Genomic DNA, 19,766 nt, shown 5'->3' with positions numbered 1-19,766 from the left:
ATACTGTTTATAAAACGATTTATCATGTATTAACTAACTTATAATCAATAAGTTGTATTATTATTTTTTACAATGGCTAACCATCAAAAAGATTTCTTATTTGTTCTAATCAAATCACTTTCGAAATCAGAAAAAAGGCAGTTTAAAATTTTTGCAAGCCGATTAGAAACGAGTTCAAACACAAAATTTATCGAATTATTCAACATTTTAGATAAATCAGAAGCTTATGATGAAAAACTCATTCTTAAAAGTGGTATTATCCAAAAAGTGCAGTTATCTAACTTAAAATCATACTTATACAAACAAATTTTAGTTAGCATAAGACTAAATATTCCTAGCCAGAACATTCGTTATCAGCTTCGAGAACAAATGGATTTTGCTGTTATCCTATATAATAAAGGATTATACAAGCAGAGTTTAAAAATTTTAGACAAAACCAAACAGCAGGCTCTTGATAATGATGAAAAATATATGGCGTATGAAATTGTAGAATTCGAAAAACTAATCGAATCGCAATATATTACACGAAGTATTCAAGGTCGTGCAGACGAATTAGTGGTTCAGGCAAAAGAATTAAATTATAGAAATACAATTTCCAGCAAACTTTCAAACTTATCGCTTCAGTTGTATGGAATTATGCTGAAAACCGGTTACGTAAAAAGTGATGCCGAATACAAATATATCGACGACTATTTCAACAGACATATTGCTAAGCTTGACGAAAGTAAATTTGGCTTTCGAGAAAAGTATTGGTTTTACAATGCCAATTTGTGGCGAAGCTTCTTAGTTCAGGATTTCTTGGCTAGTTATAAATTTGCTTATAAATGGGTGCAGCTTTTCTATGATAATCCGAATATGATTTATCTAAATCCCGTGTTTTTCTTAAAGGGGAATCATTATTTCTTGGAATCACTTTATATGTTGAAATATACGTCAAATTTTAAGAAGTATTTGAACCTTCTGGAAGAAACTATTGCTGATCCTAAATTTCCTGTAAACGATAATCTTGCTTCTTTATCATTCTTATATGTATACAACAATAAATTAAATCTACATATTTTAGAAGGTACTTTCGCAGAAAGCGAATATTTGATACCTGAAATTCTAAATAAACTGAAATTACATAGTGAGCATCTTGACGAACATCACGAAATGTTGTTTTTCTATAAAATTGCTTCTATTTATTTTGGTAACGAAAAATACAATGAGTGTATTAATTATTTAGATAAAATCATCAATAATAAAAACTTGACCATGCGTGAAGATTTAATGTGTTTTGCGAGATTATTGTCTCTTATTGCGCATTACGAGATTGGAAAAGATTATTATCTAGAAAACCATTTAAAGAGCACGTATAAGTTTTTACTAAAAATGAATGACTTACACGAAGTTCAAAAGGAAATTATTAAGTTTTTAAGAAACTTAAATAATTTTTATCCTGCTGATATTAAGAAGGAATTCAAGAAAATGCATACTCGTTTCGTTGAACTTGAAAAGAATACATACGAAAAGAGAGCTTTTCTTTATTTAGATATTATTTCATGGCTAGAAAGTAAAATTGAAAATAGAAAGATTGCTGATATTATTAAGGAGAAAGCGAAACTTAATAATCGTTAGGTTTTAAATTCCAATTTTTAAAATTGCTTCGCCTGTTCGCTATCGCTCGGGTCCAAATTCCAATAAAAAAAGCCTTGAAAATTCAAGGCTTTTTTTTGTCATTTCGAGGAAGGAGAAATCTTCACGAGTAGCTCGACAAAGATTGTTGATTTTCTTTGCGGAGTTTCTTACGGAGATTTCTCCTTCGTCGAAATGACAAAACTGTACTAAAACTATAGTAAAAAACAAACCCGAAAGGTTTTTAAAACCTGTCGGGTTTACTATAATTATAAAACTCCAGATTGGAATTTGGAATTTAAATGTTGGAATTTATTTAAAAAGTTATTCCACAATATTAGAAGTCGTCACATAGAAATCTTTATCAACTTCTAACTTTCTGTCTTCGTTTGTTGTTTTAACTGACTGCCATTCTGTTGTTGGTTTCAACCAAGTTTCAACTCCATTTAATTTCACTCTTATAGGCATATCGAATTTCGATACACAGTTTGTCCAGTGATATCCGAAAGTTCCATTTTTAAACATATATTCAAAAACTGGAATCTGCGTTGTAGTTAAATATTGCGCAAAAACTCTGTTGAAATTGATTCCAGACTGCTCATTAATGTAATCTTGAATTTGCTTTCCTGTTACCGTTTGATGATAAAAAGTTTTATTCATACCTCTTAAAATCGATTTCCATTTTGCATCATCATTAATAACCTGACGAATCATATGAAGCATTGTTGCTCCTTTTGGATACATATCTCCAGATCCTTCATTGTTTACATCATAATGTCCGATAATTGGGATATCATTTTTAATATTTTTTCTGCATCCAATTACATATTCAGCTCCGGCTTCTTTTCCATAATAATATTCTACAAAAAGACTTTCAGAATAATTCGTAAAACTCTCATGAACCCACATATCAGCAATATCTTTGTAGGTAATGTTATTTGCATACCATTCGTGGCCAGACTCGTGGATAATAATAAAATCAAATTTTAATCCCCAACCTGTACCGCTTAAATCACGTCCTAAATAACCGTTTTTGTATTGGTTGCCGTATGTAACAGAACTTTGGTGCTCCATTCCTAAATACGGAACTTCAACCAATTTATAACTGTCTTCGTACCAAGGATAAGGTCCGAACCAGCTTTCAAAAGCTTTCAGCATTTTTGGAGCATCTTTAAACTGTTCTTTTGCTAAAGCCAGATTGTCTTTCAATACATAATAATTACAATCTAAATTTCCTTTTTCTCCTTTAAATACTTCAGAGAAATTAACGTAATCTCCAATATTGATGTTCACACCATAATTATTGATCGGATTAGAAACATACCAATTGAATGTTTTCGTCCCATCTTTTTCTTTTTTGACGCTTTTTAGTCTACCGTTTGAAACTTCAGTTAAGTCACCAGGAACATTCACACTGATTAACATATTCTCTACTTCATCGTACATATGGTCTTTGCATGGCCACCAAACGCTCGCTCCTAAACCTTGGCAAGATGTCGCGATAAAATCTTTTCCGTTTTTATCTTTTTTCCAAGAAAAACCACCATCCCAAGGAGCTCTAACTGCTTCTTTTGGTTTTCCTTCAAAGAAAACCACGATTTCTTTTACATCTCCCACTTTTTGCTTTTCTGTCAAAGTAATAAAGAAAGCATTTCCATCTCTCTCAAATTTTACATTTTTACCATTCTGAGTTACTTTTGTAATATTCATTGGTTCCTGTAAATCAATCTGCATGCGATTGTTTTCTGTTAAAACAGTATAACGAACTGTATTTGATCCTGAAATAAACTTTTCAGCAGGTTTAACCTTTACATCAAGGTGATAATATTTTAAATCCCACCAGGCTCTTTCTTTTGTAATGCTTCCGCGTAAAGTATCCTGATGTGTAAAAACTGTTTCTGACTTATTTAAAAGTCCCTGAGCATTGGCAGTAAAACCAATTAGAAAAGCAGTAAAAATGCTTCCAAAGTAATTTTTCATTGGTTAGAATTATAAAATAAATAAAGTATTCGAACTTAATCTGCAACAAATGTAAACATTCGAATTAAGTTTTCTAAAATTTTATGATTTCTCTATAAAATCAAACCCAATAAATTAAAAATCTATTGGGTTTAGGTGTTTATTCTTAAAAAAATCTAATTGCTAATATTAGATTCAATTACATAAAAGTTTTTATCTACTACTAAAGATGTTGTATCGCTGTCTACATCTATAGCATGCCAGTCTGTATTTACTTTTAGCCAAATTTCTTTGCCATTTAAAGTCACTTTTAAGGGAAGATCAAAATTTCCGACACAATTAATCCAATGGTAAGCTAATTTTTTATCTTTAAAATAATATTCAAAAGTTGGCACTTGTGGCGTTCTTAAATATTGATCAAAAACCGAACTAAAATCAATGCCCGATTCCTTGTTTATAAAATCTTCAATTTGCTTTGTGGTAACGGTTTGATGATAAAAAGTTTTATTCATTCCTCTCAAAATCGATTTCCATTTTGCATCATCATTAATCACCTGACGAATGGTATGAATCATATTAGCTCCTTTTGGATACATATCTCCTGAACCTTCTCTGTTTACATCATAATGCCCAATAATTGGTTCTTTGTTCGAAATCATTTTCCTGATTCCTCTTGCATATTCATTCGCAGCATCTTTTCCATAATAATATTCGATAAACAGAATTTCTGAATAGGTTGTAAAACTCTCATGAATCCACATATCAGCGATATCTTTGTAGGTAATATTGTTAGCAAACCATTCATGTCCCGATTCGTGAATAATGATATAATCAAATTTTAATCCCCAGCCCGTTCCACTTATATCGTGGCCGTTGTGACCGTTTTGATAATTATTTCCGTAGGTTACAGAACTTTGGTGTTCCATTCCTAAATACGGCACTTCTACCAATTTATAACTGTCTTCATAAAACGGATAAGGCCCAAACCAGTTTTCAAACGCTTTCAGCATTTTTGGAGCATCTTTAAATTGTTCTTTTGCTTTGGCCAGATTATCCCTTAAAACATAATAACTACAATCTAAATCACCCTTTTCTCCTTTGAATTTTTCAGAAAAATTAACGTAGTCTCCAATATTAATATTTACACCATAATTGTTAATCGGATTCGAAACATACCAATTAAAAGTTTTCGTGCCATCTTTTTGTTTTTTAACACTTTGTAACCTTCCATTTGAAACATCAGTTAAATGTCCTGGAACATTAACGCTGATCAACATATTATCCACTTCATCATACATATGATCCTTGCACGGCCACCAAACGCTAGCACCTAATCCTTGACAAGATGAAGCAATAAAGTCTTTACCGTTTTTATCTTTCTGCCACGTAATTCCTCCATCCCAAGGCGGACGAACTGCTTCTTTTGGAACGCCGCTAAATGAAACTACAATTTCTTTTGTTTCTCCAATCTTTTGATTTTCGGTTAAAGTAATAAAGAAAGCATTTCCATCTCTTTCAAACTTTAGCTCTTTTCCGTTTTGCGTTACTTTAGTAATATTCATTGGCTCTTGCAAATCGATCTGCATTCGGTTGCATTCAGTTAAAACCGTATAACGAACCGTATTGGATCCTGAAATTGTTCTGTTTGCGGGATTTACTTTAATATCCAAATGATAATACTTTAAGTCCCACCAAGCTCTTTCTTTTGTAATGCTTCCGCGTAAAGTATCCTGATGCGTAAAAACGTTTTCTGATTTACCTAAAAGCCCTTGTGCATTGACACTACAGCCAAATAGAAAAGCCGTTAAAATGCCTGCTAAATGTTTATTCATTAATTTAAAGTATTGGTTTAGTTTTGTAACAAATGTAAACATTCAGGTTAATTTTTTGTTTTCTATTTTAGAAAATTGCGACTTAATTCAAATATTCTTCTCTATTTTAGCTTTTAAATTTTATTTTGTGTTTTATGAAAGTATCGCGTTTTATTATAGCCTCCTTTTTTATTTACCAGTCATCTATCTATTCTCAGACATTTCCAATTCATAAAACAAATGAAAAAATAACTATAGACGGCGATTTAACCGATTGGAAAATCCCTTTTCTTGGTCCGTTTGCAGTTCATAACACTTCAGAAAAAGCTACTCAAAATACAATTGTTTCACTTGCGTGGAATAACGAAAATCTATACATCGCTTACAAATGCACCGATTCTAAAATTGTGGGAACACCACAAACAAAAGATTCCGAGATTTTTTACACAGATGATTTGGCTGAGATTTTCTTCGACCCAGACGGGGATGGTAAAAATTATATTGAAATTGGAGTAAATGCATTCTCTACCCACTACGATTTGCTTTTAAAATGTATTTCAGAAGAATGCGGCGGATGGAACACGTCAATGAACTTTAATGTAACTAACTTAGAATCAGTTAGCAAAATCACTAATGACGGATATACTGTAGAAATTAAAATTCCTTTCTCTAGTCTTGAAAAAGTTGAAAATGGTGGTTTTTCTAAACCTAAAATCGGAACTAAATGGAAAGGAAATGCTTTTAGAATAGATTACGGTAATACAACAGAATATCTTGCTTTACAGCCTTATAAGAGTTTACAATTTGGTTTTCATCAACCACAGGAATTTGCTGTTTTTGAGTTTGTGAAATGAGTTTGATTTGTTTCAAGTTTCAAGTTCTGCAAAGCAACCTGAAACTTGAAACCTGAAACAAAATTTTTCTATTTCTGACGTCCCTTCAAAATTTCTACGACATCATTTAGCTGATATCCCTTTGCTTGAAGTAGAATTAAATAATGAAATAATAAATCGGCACTTTCGCTAAGGAACAAATCATCATTATCATCTTTTGCTTCAATAACTACTTCAACTGCTTCTTCGCCCACTTTTTGAGCAATTTTATTGATTCCTTTTTCAAATAAAGAAGCTACGTAGCTTTTTTCAGAATCAGCATTTTCTCTTCGGGTTTTAATGGTATTTTCCAACTGAGAAATAAAACCATAATTAGCCGAATTTGGTTCTTGCCAGCAAGTGTCAGCTCCTGTGTGGCATGTAGGGCCTACTGGTTTTGCCTGAATTAAAAGCGTATCACCATCACAATCGTTTTTAATATCTACTAACTCTAAAAAGTTACCGCTCTCCTCGCCTTTTGTCCAAAGTCTTTGTTTGGAACGGCTAAAGAAAGTCACTTTTTGTGTTTCTATTGTTTTTTGAAGCGATTCTTCGTTCATATAACCCAGCATCAAAACATTTTTTGTCTCTGAATCCTGAATGATCGCCGGAATTAATCCGTGTGCGCTTTTGATATCGATTTCCATATTTTTAGTCTAAAGTTGTAAAGCCGAAAGTCTTAAAGTCTAAATTCGAACTTAAATATTATTTTTTTATTGTTTTAAATCTTTCTTCTTGCTTCTTTCATCTGTTAAAGTCTAACTTCAATACCATTATTTCTTAACTCTTGTTTCAGCGCTTTAATTTCGATTTCTTTGAAGTGAAAAACACTTGCTGCCAAAGCTGCGTCTGCTTTTCCTTCTTTAAACGAATCTACGAAATGTTGTATATTTCCAGCACCTCCGGAAGCAATAATTGGAATATTTACCAATTGGGAAAGTTTAGCCAAAGCTTCGTTTGCAAAACCATTTTTAGTTCCATCATTGTCCATCGAAGTGAATAAAATCTCTCCTGCTCCTCGTTCTGCTACTTCAACAGCCCAATCGAATAAATTTAATTCAGTTGGAACTTTTCCTCCAACTAAATGCACAATCCATTGTCCGTCAATCTGTTTCGCATCAATTGCAACAACAACACATTGACTTCCAAATTTCTGAGCCAAATCATTAATCAATTGCGGATTCTTAACTGCCGATGAATTGATCGAAACTTTATCTGCTCCGTTATTCAGCAGAATATCAACATCTTCTATAGATGAAATTCCGCCTCCAACCGTAAACGGAATATTAATTTTTTCCGCCACACTTCGCACCATATTTACGAGCGTTTTACGTCTCTCTTCGGTTGCCGAAATATCCAGAAAAACCAATTCATCAGCACCTTCAGCTGAATAAATTGCAGCTAATTCTACAGGATCTCCGGCATCACGCAAATCGACGAAATTAACGCCTTTTACGGTTCTTCCGTTTTTTATATCTAAACAAGGTATAATTCTTTTTGCTAACATTTTCTTTAATGTGTTAATTTAGATAATTAGTCAATTAGATAATTATTTTTCGTCGCGCATAAATTATCTAATAATCAAATTTTCTAATATTTAATGTGTCAATTTGAGAATTAGGCAATTAGATAATTTTACATAGTTGCTAAATAATTATCTAATTGACTAATTTTCTCATTTTCTAATTATAAAACCCTCTAGCTGTTTCAAGGAAATTCTCCCTTCGTAAATTGCTTTTCCGATGATAGTTCCTTCACAGCCTAATTCAGCTAATTTTGGCAATTCTTCGAAAGTTGAAATTCCACCTGAAGCGATTAATTTCACTCCTTTAGCTTCTGCTAAAATTTTGCTGTACAAATCAAAACTTGGGCCTTGAAGCATTCCGTCTTTTGCAATATCAGTGCAGATAACATACTCAATTCCTTTTGATTGGTAATCCTGAATGAATGGCACCAAATCTTCATTTGATTCTTCTAACCAACCAGAAACCGCAATTTTTTCATCTTTAGCATCTGCGCCTAAAATGATTCTTTCAGTTCCATATTCTGAAATCCACTTTTCGAAAATTGCTCTGTTTTTTACTGCAATACTTCCTCCAGTGATCTGATTTGCACCACTTTCAAAAGCAATTCTCAAATCATCATCCGATTTTAATCCGCCGCCGAAATCAATTTTTAAACCTGTTTGCGTTGCAATTTGTTCTAATATCTTATAATTGACAATTTTACTTGATTTTGCACCGTCAAGATCTACTAAATGTAGATATTCGATTCCGTGCGCTTCAAATGATTTTGCTACTTCAAGCGGATTTTCATTGTAAATGATCTTTGTATCATAATCACCTTTGGACAAACGAACGCATTTTCCTTCAATGATATCTATGGCTGGTATTATTCTCATTTTTTGTTAGTCTTAAAGTTTGAAAGTCTAAAGTCGTAAAGTCTTGATTGTTGATTATTGATTAACGATCTTTGATTTCAGATTTTTAAAATTGATATTTTGATTGATTTTTGATATTGTTTTAAGTTGGAATTTGGAATTTAAAAATTGGGATTTACATTTTCAAAAAGTTCCCAAGAATTTTCTCTCCAACATCCCCACTTTTTTCTGGATGAAACTGAGTTCCGTAAAAATTATCTTTCTGTAAAGCCGAAGCATATTCGACATCGTAATTTGTTGTTGCAATGGCTTCAGCACAATTTGGAGCGTAAAAACTGTGAACCAAATACATGAATTCGTTTTCAGAAATATCCTTGAACAAATCGGTTTTTAGATCATAAATCTGATTCCAACCCATTTGCGGCACTTTTACGTTGTTTGAAAATTTCAAAACATCCACATCAAAAATTCCTAAACCTTCTGTATTTCCTTCTTCTGTTTTGTTGCACATCAACTGCATTCCAAGACAAATCCCTAAAACGGGTTGTTGCAACTGCGGAATCAAACTATCCAAACCGCTTTCGCGAAGTTTTGCCATCGCTGAACTGGCCTCGCCGACGCCAGGAAAAATCACTTTATCAGCCGATTTAATTTCATCTGGATTATTACTCAAAACAGCCTTAAAACCTAATCTTTCAATAGCAAACATAATGCTCTGAATATTTCCTGCTCCGTAATTTATAATTACTATTTTCATTTAATTTTAGTCTTAAAGTCTAAAGTCCAAAGTCTTAAAGTCTATTTGCTAATCCATAATTCAGAAAAACTTTTGACTTTATGACTTTCAGCTTTCGACTTAATTAAAGCATTCCTTTCGTTGAAGGCAAAATCATTTTTTCAGTATCACGTTTTACGGCAACTTTTATCGCTTTTGCGAAAGCTTTAAAGATTGCTTCAATTTTGTGATGCTCGTTGATTCCTTCTGCTTTGATATTTAAATTGGCTTTTGCGCCATCTGTGAATGATTTAAAGAAATGATAGAACATTTCAGTAGGCATTTTACCTACCATTTCACGTTTGAATTCCGTTTCCCAGATCAACCAGTTTCTTCCTCCAAAGTCAATTGCAGCTTGCGCTAAACAATCATCCATTGGCAGGCAGAATCCGTAGCGCTCGATTCCTAGTTTATTTCCTAACGCTTTCGCGAAAACTTCTCCAAGTGCAATTGCCGTATCCTCGATTGTGTGGTGTTCATCAACTTCTAAATCGCCTTTTACAGTGATTTCCAAGTCCATTTGACCATGACGTGAGATTTGGTCTAACATGTGGTCGAAAAAAGCAATTCCGGTATCAATTTTGCTTTTTCCGGTTCCGTCAAGGTTTAAGTTGATATAAATATCAGTTTCATTTGTTTTTCTTGTAATGGATGCCGAACGAGCCTCTAATTTTAAAAACTCATAAATTGTTTTCCAATCCATTGATTGCAAAACGATTGTATCATTTAATTCTTCGCGTTTAGATGAAATTTCATTACTGCCAATTCCATCTGTATCATTCATGAAAATCGCTTTTGCTCCAAGGTTTTTAGCCAATTCAACATCAGTTAAACGATCTCCTAAAACAAAAGAGTTCTCTAGATCATATTCTGGATTGTTCAGATATTTTGTCAACATTCCAGTTCTTGGCTTGCGAGTTGGCGCATTTTCTTCTGGAAAAGTTCTGTCTACAAAGATTTCATCAAAAACAACACCTTCATTTTCAAATGCTTTTAGAATGAAATTCTGCGTTGGCCAAAACGTATCTTCTGGAAAACTGTCTGTTCCTAATCCGTCCTGATTGGTTACCATTGCTAATTCATAATCCAATTCACTAGCAATTTTAGCCAAATATTGAAACGCTTTTGGATAAAACTCTAATTTATCTAAGCTGTCTAATTGGTAATTTTCTGGTTCTAAAACAATCGTTCCGTCACGATCGATAAAAAGTACTTTTTTCATATTATTTTTTTGTTCTGCCACAGATTAAACGGATTAAGTGGAGTTTTTTTTTGTCACGAATTACACAAATTTCACTAATTTTTACCCTGCTTTATCTGGCGGCTATATCTTATTTTGTCTTTTATTTTCTTTTAGCATTTGGTAGCTTCACCAAATTTCCCTGATTAATATTTAAACTCTCTTTGAATAAAATAATAATTAGGTTTTCTGTCAGAACTAAGTCCATCTTCAGAATACATCTCTGTCCAATTATTAGAATCAAATTTTTGATAAGTATATCGCATATTGATTGTAAATTCAGTTTCTCGCACAGGAAAACTCGATCTTGAATAAACCTCTGTCATAAAATTTTTGTCATTGTATTTGTAAGCATAATCTAAATACTCATCTCCATACACCAATGCTTCTTTTACTAAATTATTTCTTGCATCATATTCGTATGTAGTGATCTCATTTGAAGCACTGCTTAAAATTCCATTTTCGGAATGAAATTCGAATTTCTTTACAAGTAGATTATTCCAATACTCAAACTTTTTATTGATATAAAGAGTATCAGAATTACCGTAGTTTTTTTCTTCAACTAATTTATTCTTATCATAGATAAACTTTGTTCTATCTCTGATGCCTCCATCTTCGTTATAATTAATAGTCTCTATTTTCTGATTTTCTTTATTATAACTATTTTGAGGAGCTTCCCATTTTTCTAAGGAAAAAAAACTTTGTTTAACAAACTCTCCATGATCATTTACAGTATAAAACATCATCATATAAAAATTTCCCCTTTACAAAACCAGTTTTTGTTTTCTTCGCTTCATACCACGTTTCTTTATATTCTTTAGGATTACCTTTTATATCCGAAAAAACATCTTTAGCATTTTGGGCATGGACATTCAAGAAAACAAAGAAAAAAAAAGGATAAAGGAATTTCATATTTTACTTTTTAGATTGTTACTATAATACTTTAAATTGCTTTTAATTCTTTAATTAAAACGGCATTTTCTTCTTTTGTTCCGATTGTAAAACGAAGACAATTTTCGCATAAAGGCTGTGTTGTTCTGTTACGAATTACAATTCCTTTTTCGATTAATTGATCGTATCTTTTGTTAGCATCATCCACTTTTGCTAAAATAAAATTGGCTTCTGTTGGATATACTTTTTCTACAAAGCTTACTTCAAGTAAAACTTTAATAAGCTCTTCTCTTTGTTCAATAATAGAAGCTATTTCTTGTTTTATTTTTTCAGAATCTTTCAAACGTTCCATTGCGCGTTGTTGCGTCAATTCGTTTACATTGTAAGGAGGTTTGATTTTATTCAGAATCGCAATTACAGCCTCAGAAGCATAACAAATGCCTAAACGAATTCCAGCTAAACCATAAGCTTTAGAAAGCGTTTGTGTAATCACTAAATTTGGATAACCGTCAATTTCTGCCAACCAGCTTTCTTTATCCGAAAAGTCAATATAAGCTTCATCAATCACTACTAAACCTTTGAAGTTTTGAAGCAATTTTACCACGCTTTCATCTGAAAAAGAATTTCCTGTTGGGTTATTTGGCGAACACAAAAAGATGATTTTGGTATTCTCGTCAACTGCTTCTAGAATTTTTTCTACTTGTGGCTGAAAATCTGTTGTTAATAAAACTTCTCTGTTTTCTACTGCATTGATATTCGCCAAAACTCCATACATTCCGTAAGTTGGTGGCAAAGAAATAATATTGTCTTTATTAGGTTCGCAAAAAGCTCTGAAAAGTAAATCTAGAACTTCATCGCTTCCATTTCCTAATAAAATCTGGTTTTGTTTTACTAAGTTATTTTTAGCCAAAATAGCCTTAACCGAATTCTGTTGCGGATCTGGATAACGGTTTACTCCATTCTGATACGGATTTTCATTCGCATCCAAAAAAATCATTTCGGCTGTATCAAAATCTTCAAACTCATCTCTTGCAGAAGAATATGGTTTTAAAGATTTTACATTTTCACGTGTTATTGTGTTTATATCGAAGGTACTCATTTGTTTTTTCTTTTTTTTTGAAGAAAGAAGCAAGAGAAAAGACTTCTCATCATACTTACTCCCTGATTCTCTGTTTTTTTTGTTCTTGCTTCTTGCTTCTTTGCTCTATTTTCTTTTATTCCAAACTCTCTAATCTCAACGTTACAGCATTTTTATGCGCCTGCAAGCCTTCCGCTTCAGCCATGGTTTCAATAGCTTTCCCGATGTTCTGAATTCCTTTTTCTGAGATTTTTTGAAAAGTCATTGATTTCATAAAACTATCCAAATTTACACCGCTATAATTTTTAGCGTAACCGTTTGTTGGCAAAGTATGATTGGTTCCAGATGCATAATCTCCAGCACTTTCTGGTGTATAATTTCCAATAAACACAGAACCTGCGTTTATGATTCCGTTGCAATAGAAATCATCGTACTCCGAACAGATTATAAAGTGCTCCGGTCCATATTCATTGATTAAATCTAAAGCAATTTGATCGTTTTCAACGTAAATCAGTTTCGAATTTTCGATTGCTTTCTCTGCAATTGCTTTTCTTGGAAGCACTTCTAATTGTGACTGTACTTCTTTTTCAACTTCATCAATTAGTTTTTTCGAAGTTGAAACTAAAATCACTTGGCTATCTGTACCGTGTTCTGCTTGAGATAATAAATCTGAAGCTACAAATGCAGGAACTGCTGTATTATCGGCCACAATTAATAATTCTGAAGGTCCTGCAGGCATATCAATTGCAACACCAAATTGAGTTGCCAATTGTTTTGCTACAGTTACAAATTGATTTCCTGGTCCGAAAATCTTATAAACTTTCGGGATTGATTGTGTTCCAAAAGTCATTCCTGCAATAGCTTGGATTCCGCCAACTTTCAAAATTTTAGTTACACCGCACAAATTGGCTGCATATAAAATTGCTGGATTAATTTTTCCATTTTTATCTGGCGGAGAACATAGTACAATTTCTTTACAACCTGCAATTTCAGCAGGAACTGCCAACATTAAAACAGTAGAAAACAAAGGCGCTGTTCCTCCAGGAATATACAAACCGATTTTTTGGATTGGTCTTTTTTCCTGCCAGCAATTTACTCCTTCAATCGTTTCAACAGAAACTCTTTCAGTCTTCTGCGCATTGTGAAAGTTATAAATATTGTCTTTCGCTAATTCAATAGCTTCTTTCAATTCATTTGGAATCAAAGCAATCGCCTCACTGATTTCTTCTTGCGAAACCTCATAATTGTCTTGCGAAATTCCGTCAAAAATTGAAGTATATTTAGCTACAGCTTCGTCTCCTTTTCTTTGAACTTCTTTGAAGATTTCTTTTACCGTAACTTCAATATCATCAACTGTTTTGGTTGGTCTTTTTAATATTTCTGACCAGATTTCTGGTTTTGGACTGTCTATTTTATTCATGCCTTTTATTTTTAACCGCAAAGGGCGCAAGGTTTATTTATTCTCTTTGTCTATAAAAACGCTAAGTTCGCAAGCAGTACGCACACACTTGGAATTTGGAGTTTTATAATTGGAATTTCTTTCTTTTATAGTACCATTTTCTCAATTGGACAAACCAAAATTCCTTCTGCTCCCACTTCTTTTAACTGATCAATAACATCCCAGAAAGTATCTTTGTCAATTACAGAGTGAACACTGCTCCAACCTTCTTGCGCTAACGGAAGAACCGTTAAACTTCTTAATACTGGAAGGATTTTTCCAACGGCATCAATTTTGTCATTTGGAACGTTCATCAAGATATATTTTGAATTTCTAGCTCGTAAAACCGCTTGAATTCTGAATTTTAAGGTATCAATGTGTTTTTGAATTTCTGGAGAAACTTTTGGAGAAACAGCTAAAACTGCTTCACTTTTTAAAATTACTTCAACTTCTTTCAAGTTGTTTTTAAAAAGTGTGCTTCCGCTAGAAACGATATCGACAATAGCATCTGCAAGTCCGATATTTGGTGCAATTTCTACAGAACCGGAGATTTGGTGAATATCTACAGTTAAACCAAATTTACTGAAATATTCGTTTACTGTATTTGGGTAAGACGTTGCGATACGAAGATTGGCTAAATCTTGAACCGAATTATATTCAAAGGTTTTAGGAACCGCTACCGAAACTTTACATTTAGAAAAACCAAGTTTCTGAACTACTTCAATACCTTTTCCCTTTTCTACCAAAAGATTGTCGCCAACGATTGCTAAATCTACCACTCCATCAATTAAATATTGTGGAATATCTGAATTTCTTAGATATAGAACTTCAAGAGGAAAGTTTGAAGCTTCTGCTTTTAATTGGTCGATTCCGTTATTGATTGAAATACCGCAATCTTTTAGAATTTGAATGCTGTCTTCGTTTAAACGACCTGATTTTTGAATTGCAATTTTTAAAGTACTCATTTTTTTTTTAGTTGTTTGTTGGATTAATAGTTTGAGTACAAAGAGAGCTTGAATTAAAAAACCCGTTTGATGTACTCAAACGGGTTTTAAAATATGATGATTTACACGCATATCATTAACACATCGCTTGAGAGCAATAATGTAAATGATGATGATGTAATTGAATTGAAATCATGATTTGTTTTGTTTTTTACTTCTTTGATTCGGTTGCAAATATACTAGATAAAATAATTAAAAAGCAATTTTTATTTTAACTTAACGATAGTTTATTGTTAAAAATCGTTTTTAGAAGCATTTTAATTAATGATTTTAGAATTACTTTAACGAATTGTCATATTCTTCAAAAACCAATAAAACCTTGGTTCCTTTTCCAATTTCACTTTCAATTTTAAATTTAATCTGAAGCAGATCTGTCATTCGTTTTACAATAAACAAACCAAGTCCTGTTCCTTTAATTTCAGAGTGATTCAACGAATCTGATCTAAAAAACGGATTCAAAATAGATTCCAGATCTTTTTTTGCAATTCCGATCCCTTGATCTGAAATATTGCAAACGATTTTATGATTTTCCCTTGATAACGAAATTCGAACTTCACTATTTGGTTTAGAATACTTTACAGCATTTGAAATAATATTTCGAAGAATTGTTACAATTAAATAATTATCTGAGTAAATATAAAACTCTTCGGAAGCATCTAAAATCACGTTTATTTTTCCCAATTTAATCTTCTCTGCATTTAATTTCAAGACATCTAAAACTGCTGCATTTAGATAAATATTTTCTTTTAAAATATTCTGTTTCTGATTCTCAAAACGAGCCATCATCAAGAGCTGATCAACTAGAGAATTTAAATGGTCAACTTCGTTAATACAGTAATTAATTTTTTCTTCGTATTCTTTGTTATCACGTGGTTTACGTATTAATACCTCAAGTGTTCCTTTAATAACGGTTAAAGGTGTTCTCAACTCGTGTGAAGCATCAGAAGTGAACTGTTTTTCGCGCTCAATGGCATCTTCAATTCGGTTCAATAAATTATTAATTGTTTTAGAAAGCGTAAACAATTCATCCCTTGTTTTTGGCAACGGAATTCGCGATTTAAGATTGTCTTTTGTAATAATTTTAGAAGTCTGAATAATGCTGTTTATTGGTTTAATACTTCTCCCCGCATAAAACCTTGCAAGGAAAAACAAAATAAGAAGAATGATAGGGAAAGTAATCAATAAAGTATCCATTAAATTATCTAAAACTTTTGAAGAATCAGACAAAGACATTGCAATAATCAGATAGCCAATTTTCCTGTTTTTTATATGAAGCGGAACTTGTATCTGACGAATCTTACTCCCTAATAATTTGGTATCAAAAAGTTGAAAATGACCCTTGTTTTCATGAAAAACAAGCTTCTCATTCTTTAAATTAGGAGATTTTTCAATGATTTTTTTGTTTAAATCTAAAAATTGAACGAACACAGGATTCACATCAACAGAATTATGTTCCCTTTCCTCCCATTCTTCGGCATCCATAAAAATGACAACGCCTTTTTCAATTTTTAATTCTTTTAAATGATCCTGAACTTCTATGTTTAAATTTTCGTCTATATGATTATAGACTGTAAGTTTTACAATAAAATAAATAGCAGAAAAGACTGCTAAGACCAACAGTCCTGTACCTACAATATAATTTAGTGCAATTCTATTCTTAAAAGATAATGATGTCATTTTGCTAATCATTGGCGATATATCCAATGCCTCGGATGGTTTTTATATAATCTTCTTCAATTTTAAGATTGAGCTTTTTACGAATAGCATTCATAAAAACGTCAATAACGCCAGTATCGTACTCAAAATTGATTTCCCAGACATCTCTTAAAATCTGATTTCTTGAGCAAACTTTTCCTTTATGCTGAATTAAATAGGCCAATAACTCGAATTCTCTTTGCGTAAGCGAAATTTCTTCATCACCTTTTAAAACAGTATGTCTGGATAGGTCCATTGTAATATTTCCTAACGTCAGAGTTTCTGTTTTCTGTTTATTTCTAAAGTGAACTTTAATGCGCTCGACCAATTCCTCAAAGCTAAATGGCTTTTTGATATAATCATTTGCTCCTGCTTTTAAACCTTCAATAGTTTCCTGAACCGTATCTTTTGCAGTCAAAAAAATGATTGGCGTATTCTGATCTTTAATTCTAATAGCTTTACAAAGATCAAGACCATTAATTTTTGGCAACATCCAATCTAAAAGAATCAAATCGAACTTTTGCTCTTGAATCAGCTCAAAACCCTTAGAACCATCGCCCGCAGTAGTAATTTGATAACCTTCTTCTTGCAAACCCTGTTTTAGAAATTGAACAATTCCTACTTCGTCTTCAACTATTAAAATATGCATTTATCGTATCTGATTAAAATTTGAATTTCATTTTTCCATTCAAAGATAGATAATTTCGCTCTCAGAAATAATCCAATCTGCCAATAAATAAAGAAAACCAGCATCTTAAGCAAACTTTAAGTTAACGTTAAGTAAGGTAAAAGTTGAACTTAATCTGGCGTTAATCATTCGAAAGTAATTTTGTAAAAAAATAATTCCGATGGATTTTTACAAAAAACTTTCGCCCTTTTACAATCTTGCAATATTATATTTTATAGTAAGTTTCACGCTTAGAATTGTATTGCTTTTTCACCCAATTACCCAAAGTTCGTTTACATTTATTGAGAGTTTAAAAATCTTTTCATTAGGCTTACTTTCAGACCTTTTTGTTTTCGTTTTGGCTTCGGCTTTCTTATGGTTGTATCTTATTTTTATTTCCAATTCAAAATACAACAAGCCTTACGGATCTATTATATTAGCTGGTTTTGTCACTCTTTTAATCTATATTGCTTCTGGAAAAAGTATTTTGGATGAATATGGTGGCGCTCTGCCTAAAATCGTTCTGATTTTTGTTTCGATAAAAACAATTCTATTTACACTTTTCCTATTCTTGCCAAAACACAAAGACAAAATCAGATTTTGGCTTTTTGCTTTTGTAATTTTTCTTTACGTTTTATTGATTCTTCAAAATGCCATAAGCGAGTTTTTCTTTTGGAATGAGTTTGGTGTAAAATACAATTTCATTGCCGTTAATTACTTGATTTACACAAACGAAGTTATCGGAAACATCATGCAATCGTATCCTGTAGTTCCGATATTTTCTGCTTTGTTTATCGTTACAGGAACTATAACTTATTTTATTATCAAGAATTCTAGAAATTACATTGACGAGATTCCGAGTTTTAATGAAAAATTGAAAATCTCGGCTATATATGTTGTTTTATTTCTTTCTTCTCTACTTGCCGTTCCTGGATTGGCCAAAACAGAGAATTCTAAAAATGTTTTTGTTAACGAATTGCAATCTAACGGAATATACAAGTTCTATTTGGCGTTCCAGAACAATAAATTAGATTATTACAAATTCTACAAAACAATTCCGAATGAGAAAGCCTTTGCAATCTTAAAGCAAGATATACCAACAATTTCTGGAAAGAATACTCTTCAAGAAATAAAAGAAGATTCATTGGAACAACACAAAAATGTGGTTCTAATTACCATTGAAAGTTTGAGCGCCGATTTCATGAAGATGTATGGTAATGAACAAAATATTACGCCATTTTTAGACAGTTTGGCACAGAAAAGTTTACTTTTTACTAATGTTTATGCCGCTGGAAACAGAACGGTTCGCGGTCTAGAAGCTGTAACTTTATGTTTGCCTCCAACAGCTGGCGAAAGCGTCGTAAAAAGAGAAGATAACAAAAATAAATTCTCAACAGGATCTGTTTTTCTTGAAAAAGGTTACAATGTAAAATTTATGTACGGCGGAGATGCATTCTTCGATAATATGCAGGATTTCTACACTGGAAACGGATATCAGATTATTGACAAATCGAGTTTTTCAGAGAAAGAAGTTACGTTTTCTAATGTTTGGGGAGTTTGCGATGAAGATATGTACAATAAAGCAATTAAAATTATGAATGCTGAAGCGAAACAGAACAAGCCTTTCTTCAATCATATTATGACGGTTAGTAATCACAGGCCTTTTACTTATCCAAATAATAAAATTGACATTCCTGGAAACATTAAATCTCGTGACGGAGGTGTTAAATATACCGATTATGCTTTACGTCAATTCTTTAAACAAGCTGAAAAACAGCCTTGGTTTAACAATACTGTTTTTGTTATCGTAGCCGATCACTGCGCTTCTAGTGCTGGAAAAACGGAACTTCCGTTAGACAAATATAGAATTCCTGCTTTGATTTATACGCCAAATGCTAAGCCTGAAAAATTCAACAAGCTAATGTCACAGATTGATATTATGCCGACATTATTTGGGCTTCTAAACTTTGACTACGAAAGCAAGTTTTTTGGACGCGATGTTTTCAAATCAGATTATCAGCCTCGAGCTTTTATTGCTACGTATCAGGATTTAGGCTTAATAAAAGATAATGTTTTGACGATTCTTTCTCCAAAAAAACAGATAAAACAGTTTCAATTAAAACATAATGAAAAAGCTGGAATCTCACCTGAATTTCAAATTCATTACGATGAAATTCCACTGAAAGCTGCAAATGCAAATTTGGTTGATGAAACTATTTCTTACTACCAATCGGCTTCTTATGTATTAAAAGAAAAAGAATATCAGTTTAAAGATTTAGCTAATAAGAACAAAAAATTATACGCAAACGTTCATAATTAATCTTAAAAATATAACACGTTCC

At 32.3% G+C, this 19,766-nt stretch carries 17 protein-coding genes; 3 read left to right on the top strand and 14 right to left on the bottom strand.

Features of this window, described 5'->3' with window-relative positions:
- The first annotated feature begins 72 nt into the window (after nucleotides 1-72).
- Entirely contained in the window at nucleotides 73-1,617 is a 1,545-nt protein-coding gene (locus ABTV69_RS16435; RefSeq protein ID WP_433830647.1) for a hypothetical protein, read from the top strand.
- Between the two features lie 321 nt (nucleotides 1,618-1,938).
- On the opposite strand, the gene ABTV69_RS16430 is transcribed toward ABTV69_RS16435, so the two are convergent.
- Nucleotides 1,939-3,594: a M1 family metallopeptidase gene (locus ABTV69_RS16430; protein WP_433830645.1), complete on the bottom strand. Its 1,656-nt coding sequence runs from the start codon at nucleotides 3,592-3,594 to the stop codon at nucleotides 1,939-1,941.
- 155 nt (nucleotides 3,595-3,749) lie between these two features.
- Nucleotides 3,750-5,405, bottom strand: coding sequence for a M1 family metallopeptidase (locus ABTV69_RS16425; RefSeq protein WP_433830643.1), 1,656 nt, complete (start codon nucleotides 5,403-5,405; stop codon nucleotides 3,750-3,752).
- A 134-nt stretch (nucleotides 5,406-5,539) separates the two neighbouring features.
- Between ABTV69_RS16425 and ABTV69_RS16420 the strand changes: the two genes are divergently transcribed.
- Nucleotides 5,540-6,238: a carbohydrate-binding family 9-like protein gene (locus ABTV69_RS16420; RefSeq protein WP_433830641.1), complete on the top strand. Its 699-nt coding sequence runs from the start codon at nucleotides 5,540-5,542 to the stop codon at nucleotides 6,236-6,238.
- 68 nt (nucleotides 6,239-6,306) lie between these two features.
- On the opposite strand, the gene hisIE is transcribed toward ABTV69_RS16420, so the two are convergent.
- From hisIE to ABTV69_RS16360, 12 genes are all read right to left on the bottom strand, one after another.
- On the bottom strand, nucleotides 6,307-6,903 hold the full coding sequence (hisIE, locus tag ABTV69_RS16415; protein WP_433830639.1) for a bifunctional phosphoribosyl-AMP cyclohydrolase/phosphoribosyl-ATP diphosphatase HisIE: 597 nt from the start codon (nucleotides 6,901-6,903) through the stop codon (nucleotides 6,307-6,309).
- A gap of 104 nt (nucleotides 6,904-7,007) precedes the next feature.
- The gene (hisF, locus tag ABTV69_RS16410; protein WP_433830637.1) at nucleotides 7,008-7,763 is read right to left on the bottom strand and encodes an imidazole glycerol phosphate synthase subunit HisF; all 756 of its coding nucleotides are present in this window, start codon (nucleotides 7,761-7,763) and stop codon (nucleotides 7,008-7,010) included.
- 168 nt (nucleotides 7,764-7,931) lie between these two features.
- A complete protein-coding gene (hisA, locus tag ABTV69_RS16405) occupies nucleotides 7,932-8,657 on the bottom strand; it encodes a 1-(5-phosphoribosyl)-5-[(5-phosphoribosylamino)methylideneamino]imidazole-4-carboxamide isomerase (RefSeq protein WP_433830635.1) in 726 nt (241 codons plus the stop codon).
- Nucleotides 8,658-8,811: 154 nt separating this feature from the next.
- On the bottom strand, nucleotides 8,812-9,393 hold the full coding sequence (hisH, locus tag ABTV69_RS16400) for an imidazole glycerol phosphate synthase subunit HisH (RefSeq protein ID WP_433830633.1): 582 nt from the start codon (nucleotides 9,391-9,393) through the stop codon (nucleotides 8,812-8,814).
- 103 nt (nucleotides 9,394-9,496) lie between these two features.
- Complete coding sequence (gene hisB / locus ABTV69_RS16395) at nucleotides 9,497-10,633, bottom strand: bifunctional histidinol-phosphatase/imidazoleglycerol-phosphate dehydratase HisB (RefSeq protein ID WP_433830631.1); 1,137 nt, start codon at nucleotides 10,631-10,633, stop codon at nucleotides 9,497-9,499.
- Nucleotides 10,634-10,797: 164 nt separating this feature from the next.
- On the bottom strand, nucleotides 10,798-11,400 hold the full coding sequence (locus ABTV69_RS16390; protein WP_433830629.1) for a hypothetical protein: 603 nt from the start codon (nucleotides 11,398-11,400) through the stop codon (nucleotides 10,798-10,800).
- The gene (locus ABTV69_RS16385; RefSeq protein WP_433830627.1) at nucleotides 11,375-11,563 is read right to left on the bottom strand and encodes a hypothetical protein; all 189 of its coding nucleotides are present in this window, start codon (nucleotides 11,561-11,563) and stop codon (nucleotides 11,375-11,377) included. Before ABTV69_RS16385 ends, ABTV69_RS16390 begins: the two co-directional genes overlap by 26 nt.
- A gap of 31 nt (nucleotides 11,564-11,594) precedes the next feature.
- Nucleotides 11,595-12,641: a histidinol-phosphate transaminase gene (gene hisC / locus ABTV69_RS16380; protein WP_433830625.1), complete on the bottom strand. Its 1,047-nt coding sequence runs from the start codon at nucleotides 12,639-12,641 to the stop codon at nucleotides 11,595-11,597.
- Between the two features lie 115 nt (nucleotides 12,642-12,756).
- Entirely contained in the window at nucleotides 12,757-14,040 is a 1,284-nt protein-coding gene (hisD, locus tag ABTV69_RS16375; RefSeq protein WP_433830623.1) for a histidinol dehydrogenase, read from the bottom strand.
- A gap of 125 nt (nucleotides 14,041-14,165) precedes the next feature.
- A complete protein-coding gene (hisG, locus tag ABTV69_RS16370) occupies nucleotides 14,166-15,023 on the bottom strand; it encodes an ATP phosphoribosyltransferase (protein ID WP_026729805.1) in 858 nt (285 codons plus the stop codon).
- Nucleotides 15,024-15,338: 315 nt separating this feature from the next.
- On the bottom strand, nucleotides 15,339-16,739 hold the full coding sequence (locus ABTV69_RS16365) for a sensor histidine kinase (protein WP_433830620.1): 1,401 nt from the start codon (nucleotides 16,737-16,739) through the stop codon (nucleotides 15,339-15,341).
- Nucleotides 16,740-16,743: 4 nt separating this feature from the next.
- The gene (locus tag ABTV69_RS16360; RefSeq protein ID WP_433830618.1) at nucleotides 16,744-17,406 is read right to left on the bottom strand and encodes a response regulator transcription factor; all 663 of its coding nucleotides are present in this window, start codon (nucleotides 17,404-17,406) and stop codon (nucleotides 16,744-16,746) included.
- 199 nt (nucleotides 17,407-17,605) lie between these two features.
- Here ABTV69_RS16360 and ABTV69_RS16355 point away from each other — a divergent pair, with 199 nt between their 5' ends.
- Complete coding sequence (locus tag ABTV69_RS16355; protein ID WP_433830616.1) at nucleotides 17,606-19,744, top strand: LTA synthase family protein; 2,139 nt, start codon at nucleotides 17,606-17,608, stop codon at nucleotides 19,742-19,744.
- Nucleotides 19,745-19,766 lie beyond the last annotated feature (22 nt).

The organism is Flavobacterium anhuiense, assembly GCF_050990855.1.
Classification (GTDB): domain Bacteria; phylum Bacteroidota; class Bacteroidia; order Flavobacteriales; family Flavobacteriaceae; genus Flavobacterium; species Flavobacterium anhuiense_C.
This window is presented reverse-complemented; position numbering and strand designations above follow the sequence as displayed.